Raw genomic sequence first — 20,795 nt, 5'->3', positions numbered from 1 at the left:
TCTCTTTTTTTCGCCATCAATTATGTTTGTTTTTTATTCTCAAATTTTACGGCACTGATTGATTTTTACCAATAGTTAAATCCCGTTGAATGTACATTTGTTTTTAATTTTATCATTTACGGTATTTAGATAATCAGGAATAATCAAGTGTAGACAAAACTTGTAATAAGTTGATTATCAACTATATCCAAATAACAGTAAAAGTATACTACCAATCCGATGTAAGCTTTTCAATCAAATCCTGTGAGATTTTATCCAGGACATCTTCAATGGCATCTTCCCGCACAATCTGATCTCCGGAGGACAGTTGATTGTTATAATTATCACTGTAGTAGATACTCCATTGAGATAAGGAACCGGACATGAGCTCCCGTTCTTCCGGTGTAGCAACCCATTCAAACTGAAGGGTCAATGACACTTTATACTCTTTGACTGTCTCGGTCTCATCAAAGGTGTGGGGATCGTCTGAAATGCGTGTAATACGGGTTCGTATGACCGAGTGGGCAGTCTGGGGTTCAGACAGGGGCAGGATGTTTTCCGATAAGATCCGGGAAATCAGGGCAGCAGTAAGCTCTTTTCCCAGACCAAATTCGGCGGTTTCGTTTAGTACATCTTCCACGGCGATACTTTTAATGCCAGGAGGAATGGTTCCGGAACGGACCGAGTAAATTCCGCAACCGGTGAAAAACAGATGTGTCACTAATAATAAAAAGGTCGTGAATTTAACTTTGAATGCCATACTCTTTCAACTTTCTGTAAAGGGTCCGTTCACTGATTTGCAAAGCCCGGGCTGTTTTTCGCTTGGAACCATGATATTTATCCAGAGTCTGTTCTATCAGTTCTTTTTCCATATCCCGGATGGATTTATCCTCCGCGGGTAAAATTTCTCCCGGTTGAATTGCTTCTTTGTCATATCGATTCAACCGCTGGGGAATTTCATCCAGTGAAACCTGCCCCTTTTCAAGCATTTGATTATTTTGCTTCAGCATGCTTTTGATTTCATCCACATCCTGCCGAAGAAGAAAAAGCTGCCGGAGAATCAACTCACGTTCCATCCTGTCCACATCTTTATCTATCCGGACCGGAAAACGTGTGTCAAAATGTCCGCTTTCGATAAACCCCGCATGTTTTCTGAGATATTCTTGGACAGTATCCACCTGAATAATATGGGATTTTTCCAGAACAAATACAGAATGGATAAAATTTCGCAGTTCCCGGATATTTCCCTGCCAGTTTAAAGATTCCAGGATTTTCATGGCGGATGGGGCGATGGGTTTGTATTGCAGATTGTTACGGTCTGCATATTCAATCATGAAAAATTCCGCCAGCATGGGAATATCCTCCCGGCGATCCCGTAATGCCGGCAGATGAATGGAAATGGTTTTTAAACGGTAGAATAGGTCTTTCCGGAAATTTCCTTTCATTACCTGCTCTTTCAAATCTTTATTGCTGGCTGCCAGAATGCGGACATCTACTTTTTGGGAAATGCTTTCGCCTACGCGAATGATTTCGCCCGATTCAAGGACACGGAGGAGTTTTACCTGAGTTTCCAGAGGCAGATCACCAATTTCATCCAGAAAGATTGTCCCCTGGTTTGCTGTCTCAAAAAAACCTTTCCGGTCTTCCGTCGCTCCGGTAAAACTCCCCCTTTTATGACCGAAAAGTTCGCTTTCTATTGTTCCCGAAGGAATCGCTCCGCAATTGACCACGATGTAAGGCCGGTTTTTCCGGTGGCTTAAGCGATGAATCGCCCGGGCAACCAGTTCCTTTCCGGTTCCGCTTTCCCCGCTGATTAGTATGCTGATATCCGTAGGAGCCACCTGTTCAATAGAACTGATGACCTCTTTGATGGCATCGGATTTACCGATGATGCCATATTTTTGTTCGATTTCAATCATTTTATTTCTTCAAAGCCCGTTTTAAGACCACGATTTGATCCCTGAGTTTGGCTGCCAGCTCAAATTCCAGGTTTTCAGCCGCTTGATTCATCTCGTTGGTCAGTTCGTCAATGTGTTTCAGAATGTCCAGTTTGGACAGTGCTGCTGTGTCTCTTTCAAGCTTGTAGCGTGCCTGTTTCTCTTTTACATGTGAGTAGTCCGCGATGGATGTGCTCAGGCGAACGGCATCCTGAGTTTTATAGATTGTGACAGGTGTAATATCATGAATCCGGTTGTATTCCATCTGGACCCTCCGACGGCGGTTGGTTTCATCGATCACTGTTTTCATGGCATCGCTGATCCGATCCGCATAAAAAATTACTTTGCCGTTCACATTCCGGCTGGCCCGGCCTGCAATCTGAAACAATGAACGTTCAGAGCGTAAAAATCCCTGTTTATCCGCATCCAGGATGGCGACGAGAGAGACTTCCGGCAGATCCAGTCCCTCCCGGAGGAGATTAATACCCACCAGCACATCAAATTCTCCCAGCCTTAGATCCCGGAGGATGGATATTCGTTCAAGACTGTCAATTTCCGAGTGAAGGTATCGGGTATTCACCTGGACATTTTTCAGGTAATCCGCCAGATTTTCAGACATTTTCTTGGTTAATGTGGTAATCAGGACCCGTTCTTTCCGGCTTGTTCGTTTTTTTATTTCATCTATCAAATCATCAATTTGGTTTTCTGTGGGACGGACTTCGATTTCCGGATCCAGGAGTCCAGTTGGACGGATGATCTGTTCTGTGAAAACCCCCTTTGTCTTCTCCATTTCATAATCAGCCGGTGTGGCACTGACAAAAATTACCTGATGAATTGTCTCCTCGAATTCTTCAAATTTCATGGGACGGTTATCCAGAGCGCTGGGAAGGCGGAAACCGTATTCCACCAGGACTTCCTTTCGTGAACGGTCTCCGTTGTACATGGCGCGTATCTGTGGGATGGTGGCATGTGATTCATCTATAAAAAGGAGATAATCCTCCGGGAAAAAATCCATGAGGGTAAAGGGGCGCTCTCCCGGTTTTCGGCGGGTCAGATGCCGGCTGTAATTTTCTATTCCCGAACAGTATCCCAGCTCCTGCATCATCTCCATGTCATAGTTTACACGCTGCTCCAAACGCTGGGCTTCTACCAGTTTTCCGTTCTGCCGAAGTTCCGTCAGCCGTTCGGAAAGCTCCTTTCGGATATCTCTCAACGCAATTTTCATGTTTTCTTCGTTGGTGATAAAATGTCGGGCGGGATAGATGATGATCCATTCCGAACTGCTCTGCGTCTTCCCGGTAATGGGGTCAATAAAGGTAATGCTGTCCAGTTCATCTCCCCAGAATTCGAGTCTGACTGGATTGTCGTTGTACGCCGGATAAATATCCATCACATCACCCCGGATCCGAAAGGTCCCCCGGGAAAAACTCATATCATTCCGTACGTAATGAATGGCGATGAGTTTTTTTAGCAGTGTTTCACGGGGATATACATGTCCTTTTTGCAGGAGAATTATCTGATCCTTGTATTCTGTCGGAGAGCCCAGGCCGTATATACACGAGACCGATGCCACCACAATCACGTCCCGGCGGGAAAGGAGGGAAGCCGTAGCTTTTAAACGAAGTTTTTCAATTTCGTCGTTGATATCTGAATCTTTTTCAATATATGTGTCCGTTACCGGCAGGTAAGCTTCAGGCTGGTAATAATCGTAATAACTGATAAAATACTCCACTGCATTTTCCGGAAAAAAACTTTTGAATTCCCCGTAAAGCTGGGCAGCGAGCGTTTTATTGTGTGAAATGATCAAAGCAGGACGCTGGACTTTTTCAATAATTTTTGCCATTGTAAAAGTTTTGCCCGAACCGGTAATACCCAGGAGCGTCTGGAATTTTTCACCCCGTTTCAGTCCATCTGCCAGGGATTGTATTGCCTCAGGCTGGTCTCCCGTTGGCTTAAACTGCGATTTGACTTTAAATTGTGCCATGTTGGCATGAATATATGACATTTGTTGGAAGAATGGAAGGGGGGAAGAAGGAGGATTGGGAGGATTGATTAGATTGGCTTGTGCATTTATTGACGCACTGTACCCAATTCATCACTCATCATTTTATCTTCCCCCTTGTCATGCATTTTTGTTACGTTTTTACACATTTCCGACTCCTCTGAAGAGGGGAGATTATCCGGCACAATCATCAATTAACGTTTCAAACCAAACTCCCGACTCAAAAACTAAATTCACGACTCTTTACTCTCAACTCTGTTAGCGGAGGATGAGGGACTCGAACCCCCAAGCCCAGAGGGCGGCGGTTTTCAAGACCGCTGACTTACCAATTAGCCTAATCCTCCCAAAAGCCCGATAGTTTACTGCAGACGGGCGTTTTTTTCAACAGGTTTTTAAATTGATATGATAGGTCAGGATTCCGGTTCCATCAAAACGGCTAAAATATCCAGAGCGATTTCTTTGGTATTGATTCCTACTTCATTTGACGGTCCTACACAGGAGGGACATCCATTGGGACAGGTACAGTTTTTAATCAGGGAATAAGTTTCCCGGATGAGTTTTTCATGGGCATCGTAGAGGAGGGGACTGAAACCAATGCCTCCGGGGTAGTTGTCGTAAATAAACAATGTCGGCTGGAAGTTTTCCAGATCCTCCGGATTGAGTTTGACGGATTTCTTGTTTTCATCCGGGGCGGAATAGATACCCCGTTCGGTAATGGTGTTCATGGCAAACCATTCCGAGCTTTTGTCTCCCACGGCTTTATGAATATCATGGGGTTCGCTCATGATATGGAGTGATGCGACGGAGTGAAGGGCTTTGCTGATGCCCAACAAACCATCCACAATATCCGCCCGATTCCGGGGCAGGCGTTCAATTGCACTGTTGGGTATGGTAAACCAATAGGCAGTAGTGGCCATTTCCAGATCCGGCAGGTTTATTTTACCATAACCTGTGTTTTCACCGGTATAAAAGCGGATTTTCTTGAATCCTACCGCCCGGGTCATGACCTGTACTTCTCCCTGAAAAACCCTGGCATTCCGGGCATGGCGTTCTTCGTCCTCAGTTAAGACTTTGACCTTTGTATAGTCTATGGAATCGGTGTAGTAATCGGAATCGGTAGGGCGGACCAGTGCCTTCCGGCCGTCCCAGTCCAGTTTGTCTACAATGTATTGCTGTCCGGACGCCAGGTAGATGGCATCGGGATAAATGGTGAGAATCGCCGCACTGTAATCCACTTCTCCAATGATTTGATGGTTGTTTTCCGTATTCACTACCACAAAATTCCCTTCGGGTGACCGCCGGAGGTTCACATTCACGGCCGGATACGCCGTATCAGACCAGTACCAACGCCGGTTGTCATAATGCAAAATACCGCCATTGGTCAGAAATTCCAAAATTGCCTGCAAGTCGTTCGCCGCCACGTTCCCAAAGGTATTCCCCTCCTGGAAGGGGAGTTCAAAGGCGGCGCATTTAATATGATCCACGAGAAGCATCACATTATCCGGATTCATCCGGGCGTGTTCCGGGGACTGCCCGTAAAAATAGTCGGGGTTTTGCATGAGGAACTGGTCCAGCGGGTCGGAACGGCCGATAAAAATACCGATGGCGGATTTTCCCCGTCGTCCCGCACGACCGATTTGTTGCCAGGTACTGGATATGCTCCCCGGATATCCCGCCAGAATGGCCGCATCCAAATTTCCGATGTCTATCCCCAGCTCCAGGGCGTTTGTGGATACAACCCCGCGTATCTGACCGCTCCGTATTCCTTTTTCAATCTCCCGACGCCTGTTGGGCAGATATCCTCCCCGGTAACCGGCAATCATTTCCGGCCGGCCCATGGATTCCCGGTCCGAGTCGAAGGTATCCTTGAGATATTTTGTTAAAACTTCCACATTCAGACGTGAAAGGGCAAAGACAAGCGTTTGCACGTTGTTCCGAATGAGAAACTCCGCCAGATACCGGGCCTGCTTGATGTAACTGGCACGGATTCCCAGTTCTTTATTGATTATAGGCGGATTGTAAAAGATCAGGGTTTTGGGGCTTACCGGTGCTCCGGAACGATCAATCACGGTGATCTGATCCTCAATCAAACGGCCGGCATGTTCTCCCGGATTGGCAATGGTGGCGGAACAAAGGATAAAGAGAGGATCTGAACGGTAAAACCGGCAAATCCGTTTCAGTCGCCGGATCACATTGGTCATGTGGGATCCGAAAACTCCCCGGTAAATATGCATTTCATCGATGACGACCACTTCCAGATTCTGAAAAAACTGCATCCATTTGGTATGATGAGGCAAAATGCCCTGATGGAGCATGTCCGGATTTGTGACCACGATATTGCCCTGCTTCCGTATGGCTGCCCGTGCACTGGTGGGTGTATCCCCGTCAAAGGTGTAGACTTTGATATCCCGCTCCAGGGCCGTGATTAACTCGTGGAGTTCGGTCATCTGATCCTGACTCAGGGCTTTGGTGGGAAAAAGGTACAAGGCTTTGGCTTTGGGATTCTCAATGATTTTATGCAAAACCGGAAGGTTATAAGTCAGTGTCTTTCCCGAAGCAGTTGGTGTGACGACTGTGATGTTTTTACCGGCAGATGTTTGTTCCCAGGCCTCCGCCTGATGAGAATAGAGACGGTGAATTCCCCGTGATTTCAAAACATGCCTGATATCCGGATGGAGCTCTTCGGGAAAGTCACGAAAATCTCCCTCGTTGCCTTCTATATGATGAATATGGACTATGTTGGGATGAAAGCGTTCCGACCGGGTTAATAAAGTCTCAACCGAGCGGGTTTCCTTATGCATGATCTCTGTCATCCTTTTTTCCTGCCTTGATTTTACGTTGAAGTCTTGCTTGCCTGTGATTCAGGGCTTCACGATCTGCCTGACGCCGGCCGGGTATTCGTGATAAAGCCTTATGAACAACCTGCAATGCTTTTTCAAAATTCTTTCCCCTGTGTTCATAGTACTTTGCCAATTCTGTGTAAGCCTCGTATGAAAAGGGATATTGGGAGTCACAGGCTTCCGTCCAGGCATCCAGTGCATCAGTCCAGTCTCCCCGTTTTTTCAGAATAGCCGCCAGCTCCAGCAGGGTTTTCTGTCGTCGCTGAGGTGTGATGTCCGATTCCAGAACATACCGGTAATGGGCAATACTCCGTTCAAAATCCATACGGTTCCTGAAAAGACGTCCCTTGGCATAGTCATCCAGCGGATTGTCTTCTGCCTGAAGTCGCTCATGACTCTTCAGAATGCGGATGAGAATGGCCAGCATAGTGATAATATCCCACCGGTTATGAATAAAAACCTTTGCCAGCAGATCCACCCGGTTCAGGCGCATATACTCGAAATACACACCCGGAATCATCTCACCCGGGATATCTTCATCCCGTTCGAAACCCAGTTTTTCCCGCTCCAGAGTTGTCAGCTTGCAGTTTTTCTGGGAAAATTTCCACAAATTGCGGCTGTGATGAAGCAAATCTCCATGGGGGATTTCCGGACTCAGGGGCGGAAGATGATTCATCACAAACCGGGTGTTAAGAAGGGGAATGTCGTAGATTTTTCCATTGTATGTCACGATGGTATGAAAATCATCAAGCAGAGCACGGACCATTTCAAGCATCCCTTCTTCATGGCTTAGGCGGGAGATAAAGTACTGATACACACGAAATAAGCCGTTTTTAATAAAGCCGAGACCAATCATAAATGCTACCGTTCCGGAACCGCCGCTGAGGCCGGTTGTTTCCGTATCCAAAAAGATGAGAGACTCCCAGGAAGACAGGGATGGAGTGTTAAAAACGGTAGAAAAGTCCCGGGGGTCGATAGAGAAAATAGTAGAAAGATTACAATTGCCATATAATTTATTCAAACTCCAGGAATATTCTGCCCGGAAAATATCGCCGAAAGATGAGTTGATCCAACAGCCACCCACAAGCTCTTCCAGACCGGAAGATTGCTGCTGAAGTCGTGTGTCGGGAAAATGTTTGATCTCATTTTTACGGGAGTAAATCCGTTCAAGCTGTTGTTTAACATGACTCCCATCATTTTCGTGCTTCTTAAAGGGAGAGGAGGAGTGATAAAGCTCCTGCAGTTTGTCTTTGATACTTTTCATGAAATTAAATTTACAATGAGAATGAGAGAATATCTAACGGACTTAAAAATTTCATTATTGACCTGTTGTCGGGGTGAGAAGATTCGAACTTCCGACCTCGTCGTCCCGAACGACGCGCGCTAACCGGGCTGCGCTACACCCCGATGGATTCTCAAAAAGCTGTGCAATTTAATGAATCTGCAAGGGATGAGAAACTATTTTAGTGAAAAAAGTGGAAAAGAATAGACCCTGAGCTGTGAACTCACTATTTTTAACGCTATGATGATAAAGCACTCATTGAAAGATCTGCTTCCTGAAGAAATGGAATCCTGGGTCCGGTTCAGAGGCTATCCGTCCTATAAAGGGCGGCAAATGGCACAGTGGATTTTTCAGAAAGGATTGGACGATCCGGAAGCAATGCATACGCTGCCCAAAGAACTTCGGAAGATAATTCTTGGAGAAGGGAACCTGCAACTGATCCGTCTTGTCGGTAATGTGCCAAAAGATTTTTCGGAATCCCATAAATTCTTTTTTGAATTAAAGGACGGAAAAGCCGTGGAAAGTGTCTATATCCCGGCTGAAAACCGAAAAACAATATGTGTAAGCAGCCAGGTAGGCTGTACCCTGAACTGTTCTTTTTGTCAGACTGCCCGAATGGGGTTTCACCGGAATCTGACACCCGGGGAAATTGTGGATCAGGTTTTGCATATCCGTCGTATGGTATCTGAAAAAATCACAAATGTTGTGTTTATGGGCATGGGAGAGCCCTTTCTCAATTTTGAGTCAGTGATTCAGGCAGCACGGATCCTGAATCATGAATCGGGTCTCAATATCGGCGCCCGGCATATCACCCTGTCGACAGCAGGAATTATCCCCCAAATCCTTGCCTTTGCAGAGCTGCCCTATCAATTTAAACTGGCTGTTTCGCTGAATGCTATCCGGGATGACTTACGGCAAACGCTGATGCCGATCAACAGACAATATCCTTTGTCTGCACTTTTGGAAGCTGTTAAATTTTACACGCAGAAAACCCATCGCAGAGTCACTTTTGAATATGTGATGATGAAGAATGTCAATATATCACAAAGGGATGCCGATGAATTGGTTTCCCGTCTTGGTGAATTGGATTGTAAACTGAATCTGATTCCCTTCAATATGACAGAGGCTCCCTATGAAAGGCCTGCTGAAGAAGAGATACAGTCTTTTACAGACTATTTACAGCAACGAGCGCCTTTTCCCGTCATGATACGGTGGAGTGGTGGATCCGATAAACAGGCAGCGTGCGGACAATTATACACCCAAATGAAGAAGGAAGTCTATGACTGATACACTAAAAAAATATCTTGAAAAAAAACCTGTCGATTTTGGTATGATCCTGGGAAGCGGTCTGGGAGATGTGGCTTCTGAAATCCAGGCAGAGCAGGTTTTACCCTATGATAAAATTCCCGGTTTTCCGAAATCCACGGTGGAAGGCCATGCCGGACAGTTTATTCTGGGTGATTGGCACGGTCATCGAATATTGGCTGCCAAAGGCCGTTTTCATTATTATGAAGGCTACAGCATGGACAAGATCCTGGCGATTGTGGAGTATTTTCATGACGTGGGTATCCGGCATCTTATCGTGACCAATGCTGCAGGTTTAATCAATGAAAAATATGAAAAAGGGGTGATTCTGAGGATTGATGATTTTATTGATTTTACTCATAAAGCATCGGCGGCGGGTGATCTTTCCCTTGCCGGAATCCGCGAAGATGAAAAAAAGGTTATTGACAAGGCTGTCATGCAATCCGGTGTGTCTATCGGACAGGGGATTTATGTATGGACTACAGGACCATCTTATGAATCACCGGCAGAAATACAATATTTCAAAGAACTGGGAGCCGATGTGGTGGGAATGTCCACCATGCCTGAAGTTATTCGGGCCAGATCTTACGGTATGAAAGTCTATCCCTTCAGTTGTGCCACAAATTATGCGGCCGGGATAAAAAAGGAAGCTCTTTATCATGAAGAAGTCACAGAGGCAGCTCTGAAAGTCAGCGGAAATATGAAATCCCTGATTTCATCGCTTTTGAACGGTTTGGATAAATCATAAATCGAGACAGTCATGAAGTTAACAATCATTACTGCGTGCATGGTGATGTTATTGGGAGGATGCATGGGCGAAAACGCCGCTTATCAGTCTCCGCAAAAGGTGAAACCCTTTACGGAAGAAGATTTTGACAAGCTCTATTCCGAAAAAGCCCTGGGTATGAATGTGGAAGACGGAAAGATGACTTTCCGGGTCTTTGCCCCCCGGGCAACACAGGTGAAAATCCTGTTTTTTAAGAAATATAGTGATGAAACTCCCTATGAAACCCTGTACATGATCCGGGATGATCAGGGGGTGTGGGAGTATGTCAGTCCTGCAAAACGCTGGGGTGATTATTACGGGTATCAGGTTTCCGGCCCGGAAGGTCCCGGCGAGATGTTTGATGACAGTCTTGTGATTGCCGACCCTTATTCCATTGCTGTTTCGACGAAAAATCATTTTACGCATGAAGGAAAATCCATCATCCTGAAAGATGATTATCACTGGGGTCGTGACACATGGATCGTACCGGAAGATCCCCGGGATCTGATAATTTACGAAGCCCATCTTCGGGACCTGACCGCCCATCCTTCTTCAGGCGCATCAAAACCGGGGACATATAGGGGTGCGGTGGAAAAAGGGATAACAGGCGGACTTGAGTACATTAAATCTTTGGGTGTCAATGCAGTGGAATTCCTCCCACTGATGGATTTCGGCAACATTGAAATTCCCTATAAAGACAGTGTGGAACGGAAATACAACACCTGGAATCCTTATGAACGGAATCACTGGGGATACATGACCAGCTACTTTTTTGCCCCCGAATCCTACTATGCCACAAATCCATCCCTGAAAGAGGGAGGATACAGCGGGCACGACGGCCGGCAGGTGCTGGAAATGAAGGATATGGTGAAAGCTTTTCATGACGAAGGTATTGCCGTTCTCATGGATGTCGTGTACAATCATGTCAGTGAATACGATTATAATCCCCTGAAATATATTGACAAGAAATACTACTTCCGGCTGGATGAAAAGGGGGATTTTATTTCTGTAAGCGGATGCGGCAATGATTACGCCACGGAGCGTCCCATGGCCCGCAGGCTGATTATCGACAGTGTGATTTTCTGGATGAAAAAATACCATATAGACGGCTTCCGTTTCGATCTGGCTGCCATGATTGATGAAGAAACCTGTGCCATGATCCTTGAGGAAGCCCGGAAAGTGAATCCCCATGTGGTGATCATCGCTGAACCCTGGGGTGGCGGATATAAACCGGACCGTTTCAGCGAACTGGGGTGGGCAGCATGGAATGATCAGTTCCGGAATGGCGTCAAGGGCCAGAATCCCGATAATCGGCCTGGATTTATTTTTGGACGCTGGGATGACGGGGTGAACCGGGATAACGTTTTTCGATTTTTAACCGGGACACTGGTTAATGACGGGGGACTTTTTCAGACATCCGCCCATTCGGTGAATTATCTTGCATCCCATGATGATTATACTCTGGGGGATTTTATCCGTCTTTTTCTGAACTGGACACCTCAGAATAAAAGCGTTGATGAGTACCATCTGGTAAAAGGGGACATGCTTGCATTGAATCGCCTGGCAGCTTTTACGCTGGCCACCTCACAGGGCATCATGATGGTCCATTCGGGACAGGAATTTGCCCGCTCCAAAGTTATTGCACCCTCGGGTGTGGAAAATTCTCATGTAGGCCATATTGACCATAATTCCTATGAAAAAGATAATGAAACCAATTATATCAACTATGATATAATGGCAAAGAATAAAGAGCTGGTGTCCTATTATACCGATCTGATTAAACTCCGTAAACGGATTCCCGAACTCAGGAGAGCTGACCGAAAGCACCTGAAACGTAAGTATTCTGACAATGTACAGTTTGGAATTGGCTATGAAATCAATGATCCTGCTTCGGAAAAGCGCTATTTGATTTTATTGAACGGGGATCCGGTCAAACATGCCATGTATAAACTTCCTGACGGCACGTGGGATGTTCGGGCCAATGAATTAAAAGCAGGGCTGGATGCTCCGGTGCATAAGGGTATTGTCGGTCAGATTGTCCTCGATCCCCGTGGAGCAGTCTTGCTGGAACAGATTAAGGATAAATGAAAGAAAAAGTCATCATTTCCGGTTGTCTGGCGGGGCTTCATTGCCGATATGACGGAGGGACTCATGTTCTTGACCGTCTTTTGGAATTAAGCAAACGGTATGATCTGGTTCCGGTTTGTCCCGAACAGGCCGGAGGATTGGCTACTCCGCGGATTCCCTGTGAACTGCAGGCGCCGGTGGAAAAAATTCTCTCCGGACAAGGTAAAATTCTGAATCGGCAGGGAATGGATTGTACCCGGGCATTCATCCGGGGTGCCCGGGAAACATTACATATCGCACATTTACTGGATATCCATAAGGCTATTTTAAAAGAAGGTTCACCTTCCTGCGGCACACGTCGCATTTATGATGGAACATTTACCGGAAAAACTGTTCCCGGGTCCGGCATAACGGCTAAAGTCCTGAGTGACGCAGGAATTCATATCTATTCTGAAGAAGAAATAGGGGAAATGTTATAAAGCGACTTGTAATATATACTGCGGAATGGTGTGCCGTATGTCTGGCTCTGAAAAAGATGCTGGAACATGAAAAGATACCCTATACCGAAATCGAAGTGACGGGAAAAGACAACTATAAAGAATTCCTGTATGAAAAAACCGGATATTGGGGCACGCCGGGCATCGTGTTGGATGACAAGCCTTTGAAAGGTGGTTTTCCCGAGCTGGCAGGACTCATAAACCGGGGGTATTTCAGAGGAAAAAAGGAGGATTGAAGCATGACGGATCCCAGGGAAAAGGCACTGGCCGACGTACTGGTTAATTATTCAACAAATGTTCAGGAAAATGAGAATGTCCTGATTGAAGCTTTTAATATTCCCGATTCACTGGTAGTGCAATTGATTCGGTCTGTCCGGACAAGGAAGGGGAATCCATTTGTAAACCTGAAATCCTCGGTAGTTACCCGGGAACTCCTGCGAAACGGAAATGATGATCAGATTTCCCTCAGCGGCAGATTGGAAGCCGCAGCCATGAAGGAGATGGATTGTTACATCGGAGTAAGGGGAGCCCTGAACATTTCCGAAATGTCCGATGTTTCCGCAGAGGATATGAAACGGTATGAATTGTTGTGGGGATATCCCGTCCATAAAGAGATTCGTGTTCCCAAAACCCGCTGGGTGGTTCTCCGCTATCCCACACCTTCCATGGCCCAGCAGGCAGGGATGAGTACGGAAGCTTTTGAGGACTTCTTCTTTAAAGTCTGCACCCTGGATTACTCAAAAATGTCTAAAGCCATGGATCCCCTGGTGGAATTGATCAACAAAACCGATAAAGTCAAGATTACCGGAAAAGACACGGATTTGACTTTTTCCATCAAAGGATTCAACGGCATTAAATGCGACGGTGAAGCCAATATTCCGGATGGTGAGGTTTTTACGGCGCCAGTGAAGGAGAGCGTAAACGGTGTTATCCACTACAACACCCCCACATTATACCAGGGAACCATCTTTCAGGATATCCGCCTGACTTTCAAAGACGGTAAAATTGTGGATTTTCAGGGAGATCATCCTGAAAAGCTGAAAGCTATTTTTGATACGGATGAAGGTGCCCGGTACGTAGGTGAATTTGCCATCGGACTCAATCCCTGGATCACGGAAGGGATGCTGGATATCCTTTTTGACGAAAAGATTGCAGGTTCCATCCATTTTACCCCGGGAGATACATACGAAGAGACAAATAACGGAAACAAAAGTGCCATTCATTGGGATCTTGTTTTACGTCAGACACCGGAACACGGCGGTGGAGAAATCTGGTTTGATGACGTACTGATCCGTAAAGACGGACGTTTTGTCCTGCCGGAATTGGAAGGGCTGAATCCGGAGAAGCTGAAGTAGGAAGATTGGGACAGTAGTTGTCAGTGGACAGTCGTCAGTCATCAGTCGGCAGGATTGGTCAACTTGTCACGCGTTACGCGTCACGCGTCACTATTTAGTCGGCAGTCGGCAGTCGTCAGTCGTCAGTCATCAGTCGTCAGGATTGGTCAACTTGTCACGCGTTACGCGTCACGCGTCACTATTTAGTCGGCAGTCGTCAGGATTGGTCAACTTGTCACGCGTCACTATTAAGTCGGCAGTCAATAGTGGACAGTCGGCAGCCGAAAGAGGATTGATCAGATTGATTCGATTGGATGATTGACAGCCCTGGACTTAGTCCGGGGGATTAAACTGAAGTGCTTTCACACTGTTGACATGAGGAATGAGGGGGTTCAGCAATTCAAGAGTAGATTCATGGCATTCAAAACTCTCTGCGTTTCAGCGAGCTCTGCAGAAGGAAAAATTCAGCGTTCAGAAATTATTTGATTAATTGAAAATAAATAGATATGTTTACTTATAATCAGGAGTCATTATGAAAAAACATCATGCGATTACTTTTATTCTTATGGGCTTAATTCTCATATTTGTGTGGGGTTGCTGGATTCCCGAAGATTTTGACGCGCAGTTCTATGTGAATAAAGACGGGAGTTACCGGTTTACGTATAAAGGAAAACTGACGAATGTCATGGCATTATCCCTGGAAAAAGAGGGAAAACTGGGTAAACAAGAAGAGAGCGAACTGAAAAAAGATGTTGAAAAACTGAAAGAACTGAAAGGTTTTAAATCGGTTAAATATGTGGGAAAAGGACGTTATCAAATATCCGTCGACTATCGTGGAAAAGCAGGTGAGAAGTACTCATTTATCACCGATGATTTGCAGATTTTTTCTGTATTCTTTCAGGAAGAAAACTTATTGTCTATACAAGGTTTTAGTCCGACAGAAGCTGATTTTCAACAGTTGAAGGCACTGGGCGTAAGCATAGAAGGTTCTCTGAAGGTTCTGGTGGACTCTGATTTAGAAATCAAGACTCATAATGCGGATCACCAATATAATAAAAAACACATGAGGGTTTATCAATGGAATATCAAAGGTGTAACCGACAAACCTGAAATTGTGATTGCCTTATGAAAAAAATTATGATGAACGGACTCCGAAAATAAAAAAATCTTTTTGTCAATAAATTTGCTTGTTGGTGATATTTTGTAAGAGTAATTTTAAATGAAACAAATTATTCATAGTGGTATTATTATATCAAATATCCCCATGGATATTCGAATGTATTCGAATCCGGCACTGTACAAAATCCTATAATCCGAAATCACAAAACAGGAGATCATCATGAAGGCAAAGTATGCACTGTATGCCGCCATTTTTGCTGTTATCATTACTTTTTTGGTGAATGTATTTCAAAAAGACAGACGCATTTATGAAGCCGAACCTTATGCTTCAGTTATTATTGAAGATGCTGATTTAATGTCTAATCATCGTTGGAGGGGAGCCAGTGATGACTGGGTAAGTCGTGTTGTGGGTCAGGTTTCGGCCGGTACGCCGGTGCAAGTGATGGAAGGACATTCAGAATGGTATAAAATTCTCATGGATGACGGGACGATGGGCTGGATTCATGAAAATCACCTTAAACCATCTGAAAAGGTCCTTGTAAGGGAAGTTGAAAGCAGAACAATTGATATCTGGGATAAACCTGAGACAGCAGGTCATAAAGTGATTGGGGAAGTTCGTGGACGCAAATGGGTCACCCGGCTTGAAGAATCTCCAAAAGCATTGAATAAACAGGCATTTACCCGTATACGGACAGAAGATGGGAAAGAAGGGTGGGTTTTTTCTTATGATTTGGAACGGATAGGCTGGAAACAACCCCGTCTGATTCAAAGGGATGAATGGCGTTATAATAAAAAAAGAATCGTGAAACGGTGGACAGGCCGGCCGGTTGAAAAATTTATCGGAAGATATTCAGAACCTCATGCCATTATGATTGACGATGGACGGAAAATATATTTTTTCAACAATCTTTATTTATTCAATGGTCACCGGAAAGAGATAGGTACACAGGTCATTACTGAAAATGGAAACATTCAGGATTTTCATTACAGCGCCCGGCCGGGACAGCTGATTGGCCGCTTTCCCCTGAGTGCAACCCTCCGTTTCCCCATTATTATGAATAATTTATGGCATGTGTTCGATTTAAGTTATCATAAATCTTACAATAGATTTGGAGACAGATTATCCGAAACCATTTATAATCCACCACGGTGGCTTTCCTGGATACTGGTTATTCTCGTGGTCATCAGTTTTATATCCCTTTTCTATATCATCCTGTTTGTCCCCTATTATATCTCGAATAAAATCGCTTTCAGTGTCAGTTTAAATCAGAAACTGGCAAATAAAATCATTTTACTCGTTGCGGCAATTTCCGGGATTATCCTGGGATATATTTATTTTGTGTTTATTAATGTTAATATCGGAACATTCAACAACCACTTCTTTATTCATTTTCTCTTTGTACTCGGCATGACGATCGGATTCATCAGCAAATGGAAATCGGACCTTCTCTATAACCGGTGTTCCAAATGCCGTAACTGGTCCGGTTCTGATGCCGGGTCTGAACTGGTGGACAAATCAGAGCATACGCTGACAACGACATACAGTAGCGGTAATAAAACAGTAGAACACGGCACCAAAGAAGTCTGGCTGGATCATCGTTTGTGTACAAACCAGGAGTGCGGACATTTTTGGAGTATTGTCCGAACACGGTGGTCGGGGTGGCACAGATGAGAATGATGAATGCTGAATGCTGATCCTGTAAAATAGGGTTCCTATTAATCTTGACATATAACTAATTAAGTGTTAAAATATTTTAGAGCATAATAATGAGGTCTGTTATGAATAGGCAAAGAAATATCCTGATTTTAGTCGTTATGTCTGTTTTTCTATGGATATCCGTGATGCATGGAGCCATGCCCCTGGACGGGACGGATCGTTTTGTGACAGAAGCCCAGGATTTTACCGTGGATTATGGTCAGTTTGACGGAAACCGGATCTGCACGTGGACCAGCAATGTGGGGGACTGGGTTTCTTTTCGGGCCACATCGTATCCCGGCATGGAATGGCCGAAAGGTTCCGGAATATCGAATGTGTTCCAGTCCGGACTCTTTCTGGTAAGCGGACAGACAAAGGAAAAGGATTCGCTCACATTCCACGAGGATATCCGGACGGCGGTTGCTGAGTTCTTTTCACAGTTTCAGCCCGGACAGATTCTCTATTTCGATACATTAAACCAGGTTGTGGTGCCTATGAGTAACTATCCTCAGGAACATTGCATCTGGAAAGCGGCAGATCCGGCAGATCCGTCTTACAGGTTGTATAAAATCAACCGGCATGACAGTCTTTCTGCCGATTACCTGAACTGGCCGTCGGAACAGGGCGCCCCGGTGGATGAATCCGGGAAACCGCTCTTTTCAGGTGATCAGATGGTATGGAGTGTCTGCAATGATATGGATACGAGCCTTCATACGTCCAATCTGGGTGGAGCCCCCATGGGTGTTGAGATACAAACGACATTATACGGATTTGACCGGAGTGATATATTGGGAGATGTGCTTTTTATCCGGAGCCTTGTCATCAACAAATCGGATAACCACTATAAAGAGATGTATGCCGGCATCTGGGCAGCTCCGGAATTGGGAATGGCGTGGGATAACTGTGCAGGGGTTGATACCAGTCTAACAATGGGATATGTATTTAATGGTGTTCCGGAAGATTTGAAATATGGTTTAACACCCCCTGCAGTAGGATTTACCTTTCTTCAAAGGCCTCAGGTAAAAAGCCCCGGAGATACGGCAAGCTGGTCCGGTACCCCCCGTCCGGGCTGGAGGGAAGCAGATTTATCCGGATTTATCGTTCTAAAGGGGTCCCCGACACTGAATCAGGATCCCGACAATAAGGAAGAGGCATATCATGTTGTCCGGGGATTGAAAAAAGGGGGAGGATCGTGGATTGATCCGACGACGGGTGAGCCGACCCGCTTTCATTACACCGGTGATCCGGTAACGGGAGAGGGATGGCTGAATATTACGGAAGTTCCACCGGGGGACCGCCGGTTCCTCTTCAGTGCGGGTCCTTTTGAAATGGCACCCTGCGATACCCAGGAGATTGTGACGGCCATCATCGTTGCCCAGGGACACAACCATATCCGTTCCGTGGCGGCCTTGCGTTTTGCAAAAGAATATGTCCAAAAGCTGTTTGATGCTCAGTTTGATTTTGAAACCTCAGCAACTGTAACAGATATTATTGATGCAGTCAGACAGGAGAATCTGGATGTGCAGGTCCGTGTTTTATCCGGAGATACCACGGCAGTTATTGGAGGTACGTCCCAACGAATTGTTGAACGGTTTTACACCAACAATATGACGGAAGCCAATGATATGCCCCTGGCAAAGCAATATTTAACAGAAACACTGGAATCTTTTGGATACACGGTTCTTGCCCGTCCTGTTGAGGCGTATGGAAGTGTAGATATCCGTGATCTGCTGGTTTATAAAGAAGGGACTGAATATCCTGATTCCTGTATACTCATGACGGCTTTTTACGATGGCATAGAGTGTTGGTCAAAACCGTCTGTTATCAATCCCAATGCGGATTTAAATGCCAGCGGTGTGGCCGCACTTCTGGAGTGTGCCCGAATCCTGAAAGATGTTGATACACCTTATTCCATCCTATTTGCTCTGTGGGGATCCTGGGAGATTGGTGCCGAATCTTTCAAAGAATGGCCGGACAATCCCTGGTGGGATCAGATCCTCTTCAATGTGGATGTGGAAGCCATCGGGTACGATACGCTGAATTTGAGAGAGATTGTCCCTCAGTATTTCGACAGAGATGAGAATATTGCCATTCAAAGCTATGTTCTGGATCGGATGCAGTCGGTTTTGTATCAGAATGATCTCGATTTGTCCATTGGAAAACGATGGGAAGGAACTACATACGGCCAGGCAGATCCCTTGCCGTCCATATCCTTTACGCAGAGTATTTTTCATCCGGATACAAGCTATGAATATTTAATCTCCAACCCCAATATGCACGGGTTTGGCCGGGATGATATGGAATTTTTCGATCTGCCGGTCTTTCACGACCGGGCCCGGGCAGTGATTGGCCTGGTTGCCGATCTGGCATTGCATGGCATTCCGGAAAAACTGCCTACGGAAATCCAACCGGTCATAAAATCGGAATCATTTGTATTATATCCCAACTATCCTAATCCCTTTAATCCGGTTACGCATATTGAATTTTCCCTGCCGGAACCGGCACAGATCACCCTCAATATTTATGACATCACCGGAAGAATGGTTGAGCAGATCATCAACCAGCACACACCTGCAGGTTATCACACCGTCACCTGGGATGCATCTCCTTATAGCTCCGGTGTGTATATTGCACGATTGAAAGCCGGGAGTTTTGCGAAAACGCAGAAGATGGTGTTGATGAAATAGGCATCAGTCGTCAGTCGTCAGGATCGGTCAACTTGTCACGCGTTACGCGTCACGCGTCACTTTTTAAGTGGACAGGCGGCAGTCGTCAGGGATGGTCAACTCGTCACGCGTCACTTTTTAAGTCGGCAGTCAAAATACTAAGAAAGTCAGGAAGCAGCATCACAACCGCCCTTTTTAACCATGCCCCGCGCCGGAGAACCCTATCAATTTCATATATACAGGAAAACCGGATGAGATTACACAGCCATGCGTGCCCGGTTTTCTCTCAGTTCTGATTGGCGCCTTCGTTAAGTTTTGAACATTTTTCCGCTTGACACATGCAGCCAAACAGTCTATTTTCCTTATAAGAATATAAGTACATGGGAACATGAAGATCAGTATTATCCGGCGAGGCATTTTTCTATTATTTATCAGCATCACTGCGTTTAGTCAGCAATTGCCCCAGATGCGGGTGGTTGATACGCCCAGGCTGCTCCGAAATGAATTTGTAGGTTCCCGGCACCGGGATGTGAATGACCGGATTGCCGCAGCGATTAAAGTTGTGAGCGATATGGGGGGGTTCAGCTACCAGTCCAATAATGGGATTGTGGGTATCGAACGTGCTCCCGGCGCAGACATGGTGTATTTGCAGCCGGATGAACGGGTTCTGGAGATATATAAGTCCGGTTATGAGCCGTTAAAAGTAATCCTGAGTGACTACAGCATCCGTCTGCAAAGCCGCCAGGTATGGGAGCTGAAGGTGACAGGGGAGAAGAAGCCGGTTAATGTCACCATTTTATCAGATCCATCTGATGCAGAGAAGATCCTTGATGGGAAATCTTTGGGTACCGATGAAACCTTTAAAATTGTGCCGGGAGACCATGTGCTGCGGTTGCGTAAAGAGGGTTACAGGGGGATCACGCAAACAATCACTGTGACCGAAGATAATACGCTTTTTCGAGGATATGAATTGAAGCAAATTGATGTCACACCGGTAACCATCACGACGACACCCGAAGGGGCGGATATTTACCTGAATGGAGTTCTTCGTGGTCAGTCCTATTGGAGTGATTTCCTGTTTCCGGAAGAGTATGAACTGAAGATTATGAAACCCGGGTATCTGGATATTGTGGATACGGTTCTCATAGAAGAGGAAAAGCAGAACGACCTGAGCTATACCCTAACGCGCAATATTGCAACCCTTGACCTGTCAGTAAATCCCCCGGATGCCCAGGTTCTGATCAATAACCAGCCTTATCGTCCCGGCCGCATAGACATTGCCCCCGGGGAGTATTCGCTTCAGAT

At 45.7% G+C, this 20,795-nt stretch carries 15 protein-coding genes and 2 tRNA genes; 10 read left to right on the top strand and 7 right to left on the bottom strand.

Translation table 11 applies throughout. The annotated features are described in order from the left end of the window. Positions 1–208: 208 nt before the first annotated feature. The 7 genes from J7K63_02040 to J7K63_02010 form a co-directional block, all read right to left on the bottom strand. On the bottom strand, positions 209–739 hold the full coding sequence (locus J7K63_02040) for a hypothetical protein (GenBank protein MCD6233804.1): 531 nt from the start codon (positions 737–739) through the stop codon (positions 209–211). After that, positions 723–1,898 carry a sigma-54-dependent Fis family transcriptional regulator gene (locus tag J7K63_02035; GenBank protein ID MCD6233803.1) on the bottom strand — a complete coding sequence of 392 codons (1,176 nt, stop codon included), beginning with the start codon at positions 1,896–1,898 and terminating at the stop codon, positions 723–725. Before J7K63_02035 ends, J7K63_02040 begins: the two co-directional genes overlap by 17 nt. A gap of 1 nt (position 1,899) precedes the next feature. Further along, a complete protein-coding gene (gene uvrB / locus J7K63_02030) occupies positions 1,900–3,900 on the bottom strand; it encodes an excinuclease ABC subunit UvrB (protein MCD6233802.1) in 2,001 nt (666 codons plus the stop codon). A gap of 280 nt (positions 3,901–4,180) precedes the next feature. Then, positions 4,181–4,262: transfer RNA gene (locus tag J7K63_02025), tRNA-Ser, on the bottom strand. 66 nt (positions 4,263–4,328) lie between these two features. After that, positions 4,329–6,731 carry a DEAD/DEAH box helicase gene (locus tag J7K63_02020; GenBank protein MCD6233801.1) on the bottom strand — a complete coding sequence of 801 codons (2,403 nt, stop codon included), beginning with the start codon at positions 6,729–6,731 and terminating at the stop codon, positions 4,329–4,331. Next, the gene (locus J7K63_02015; GenBank protein MCD6233800.1) at positions 6,712–8,022 is read right to left on the bottom strand and encodes a ribonuclease H-like domain-containing protein; all 1,311 of its coding nucleotides are present in this window, start codon (positions 8,020–8,022) and stop codon (positions 6,712–6,714) included. Before J7K63_02015 ends, J7K63_02020 begins: the two co-directional genes overlap by 20 nt. 68 nt (positions 8,023–8,090) lie before the next feature. Continuing rightward, positions 8,091–8,165: transfer RNA gene (locus J7K63_02010), tRNA-Pro, on the bottom strand. A 133-nt stretch (positions 8,166–8,298) separates the two neighbouring features. Between J7K63_02010 and rlmN the strand changes: the two genes are divergently transcribed. The 10 genes from rlmN to J7K63_01960 form a co-directional block, all read left to right on the top strand. Next, the gene (gene rlmN / locus J7K63_02005; protein MCD6233799.1) at positions 8,299–9,327 is read left to right on the top strand and encodes a 23S rRNA (adenine(2503)-C(2))-methyltransferase RlmN; all 1,029 of its coding nucleotides are present in this window, start codon (positions 8,299–8,301) and stop codon (positions 9,325–9,327) included. Beyond that, positions 9,320–10,093, top strand: coding sequence for a purine-nucleoside phosphorylase (locus tag J7K63_02000; protein MCD6233798.1), 774 nt, complete (start codon positions 9,320–9,322; stop codon positions 10,091–10,093). Before rlmN ends, J7K63_02000 begins: the two co-directional genes overlap by 8 nt. 63 nt (positions 10,094–10,156) lie before the next feature. Beyond that, positions 10,157–12,199, top strand: a complete 2,043-nt coding sequence (locus J7K63_01995; GenBank protein MCD6233797.1) for a pullulanase — start codon at positions 10,157–10,159, stop codon at positions 12,197–12,199. Then, positions 12,196–12,657, top strand: a complete 462-nt coding sequence (locus J7K63_01990) for a DUF523 domain-containing protein (protein ID MCD6233796.1) — start codon at positions 12,196–12,198, stop codon at positions 12,655–12,657. Before J7K63_01995 ends, J7K63_01990 begins: the two co-directional genes overlap by 4 nt. Beyond that, entirely contained in the window at positions 12,654–12,911 is a 258-nt protein-coding gene (locus tag J7K63_01985) for a glutaredoxin family protein (GenBank protein ID MCD6233795.1), read from the top strand. Before J7K63_01990 ends, J7K63_01985 begins: the two co-directional genes overlap by 4 nt. A 3-nt stretch (positions 12,912–12,914) precedes the next feature. After that, positions 12,915–14,030: an aminopeptidase gene (locus J7K63_01980; protein ID MCD6233794.1), complete on the top strand. Its 1,116-nt coding sequence runs from the start codon at positions 12,915–12,917 to the stop codon at positions 14,028–14,030. A 511-nt stretch (positions 14,031–14,541) separates the two neighbouring features. After that, positions 14,542–15,138 (top strand): hypothetical protein, encoded by a 597-nt coding sequence (locus J7K63_01975; protein MCD6233793.1) that lies wholly within the window; start codon positions 14,542–14,544, stop codon positions 15,136–15,138. Between the two features lie 210 nt (positions 15,139–15,348). Beyond that, positions 15,349–16,800 (top strand): SH3 domain-containing protein, encoded by a 1,452-nt coding sequence (locus J7K63_01970; protein MCD6233792.1) that lies wholly within the window; start codon positions 15,349–15,351, stop codon positions 16,798–16,800. A gap of 107 nt (positions 16,801–16,907) precedes the next feature. Further along, a complete protein-coding gene (locus tag J7K63_01965; GenBank protein ID MCD6233791.1) occupies positions 16,908–19,511 on the top strand; it encodes a T9SS type A sorting domain-containing protein in 2,604 nt (867 codons plus the stop codon). Positions 19,512–19,878: 367 nt separating this feature from the next. Then, positions 19,879–20,795 (top strand): PEGA domain-containing protein (locus tag J7K63_01960; GenBank protein MCD6233790.1); only part of this gene is annotated, 917 nt, incomplete at its 3' end.

It is taken from the genome of Candidatus Neomarinimicrobiota bacterium (assembly GCA_021157965.1).
Lineage (GTDB): Bacteria > Fidelibacterota > Fidelibacteria > Fidelibacterales > Fidelibacteraceae > Fidelibacter.
This window is presented reverse-complemented; position numbering and strand designations above follow the sequence as displayed.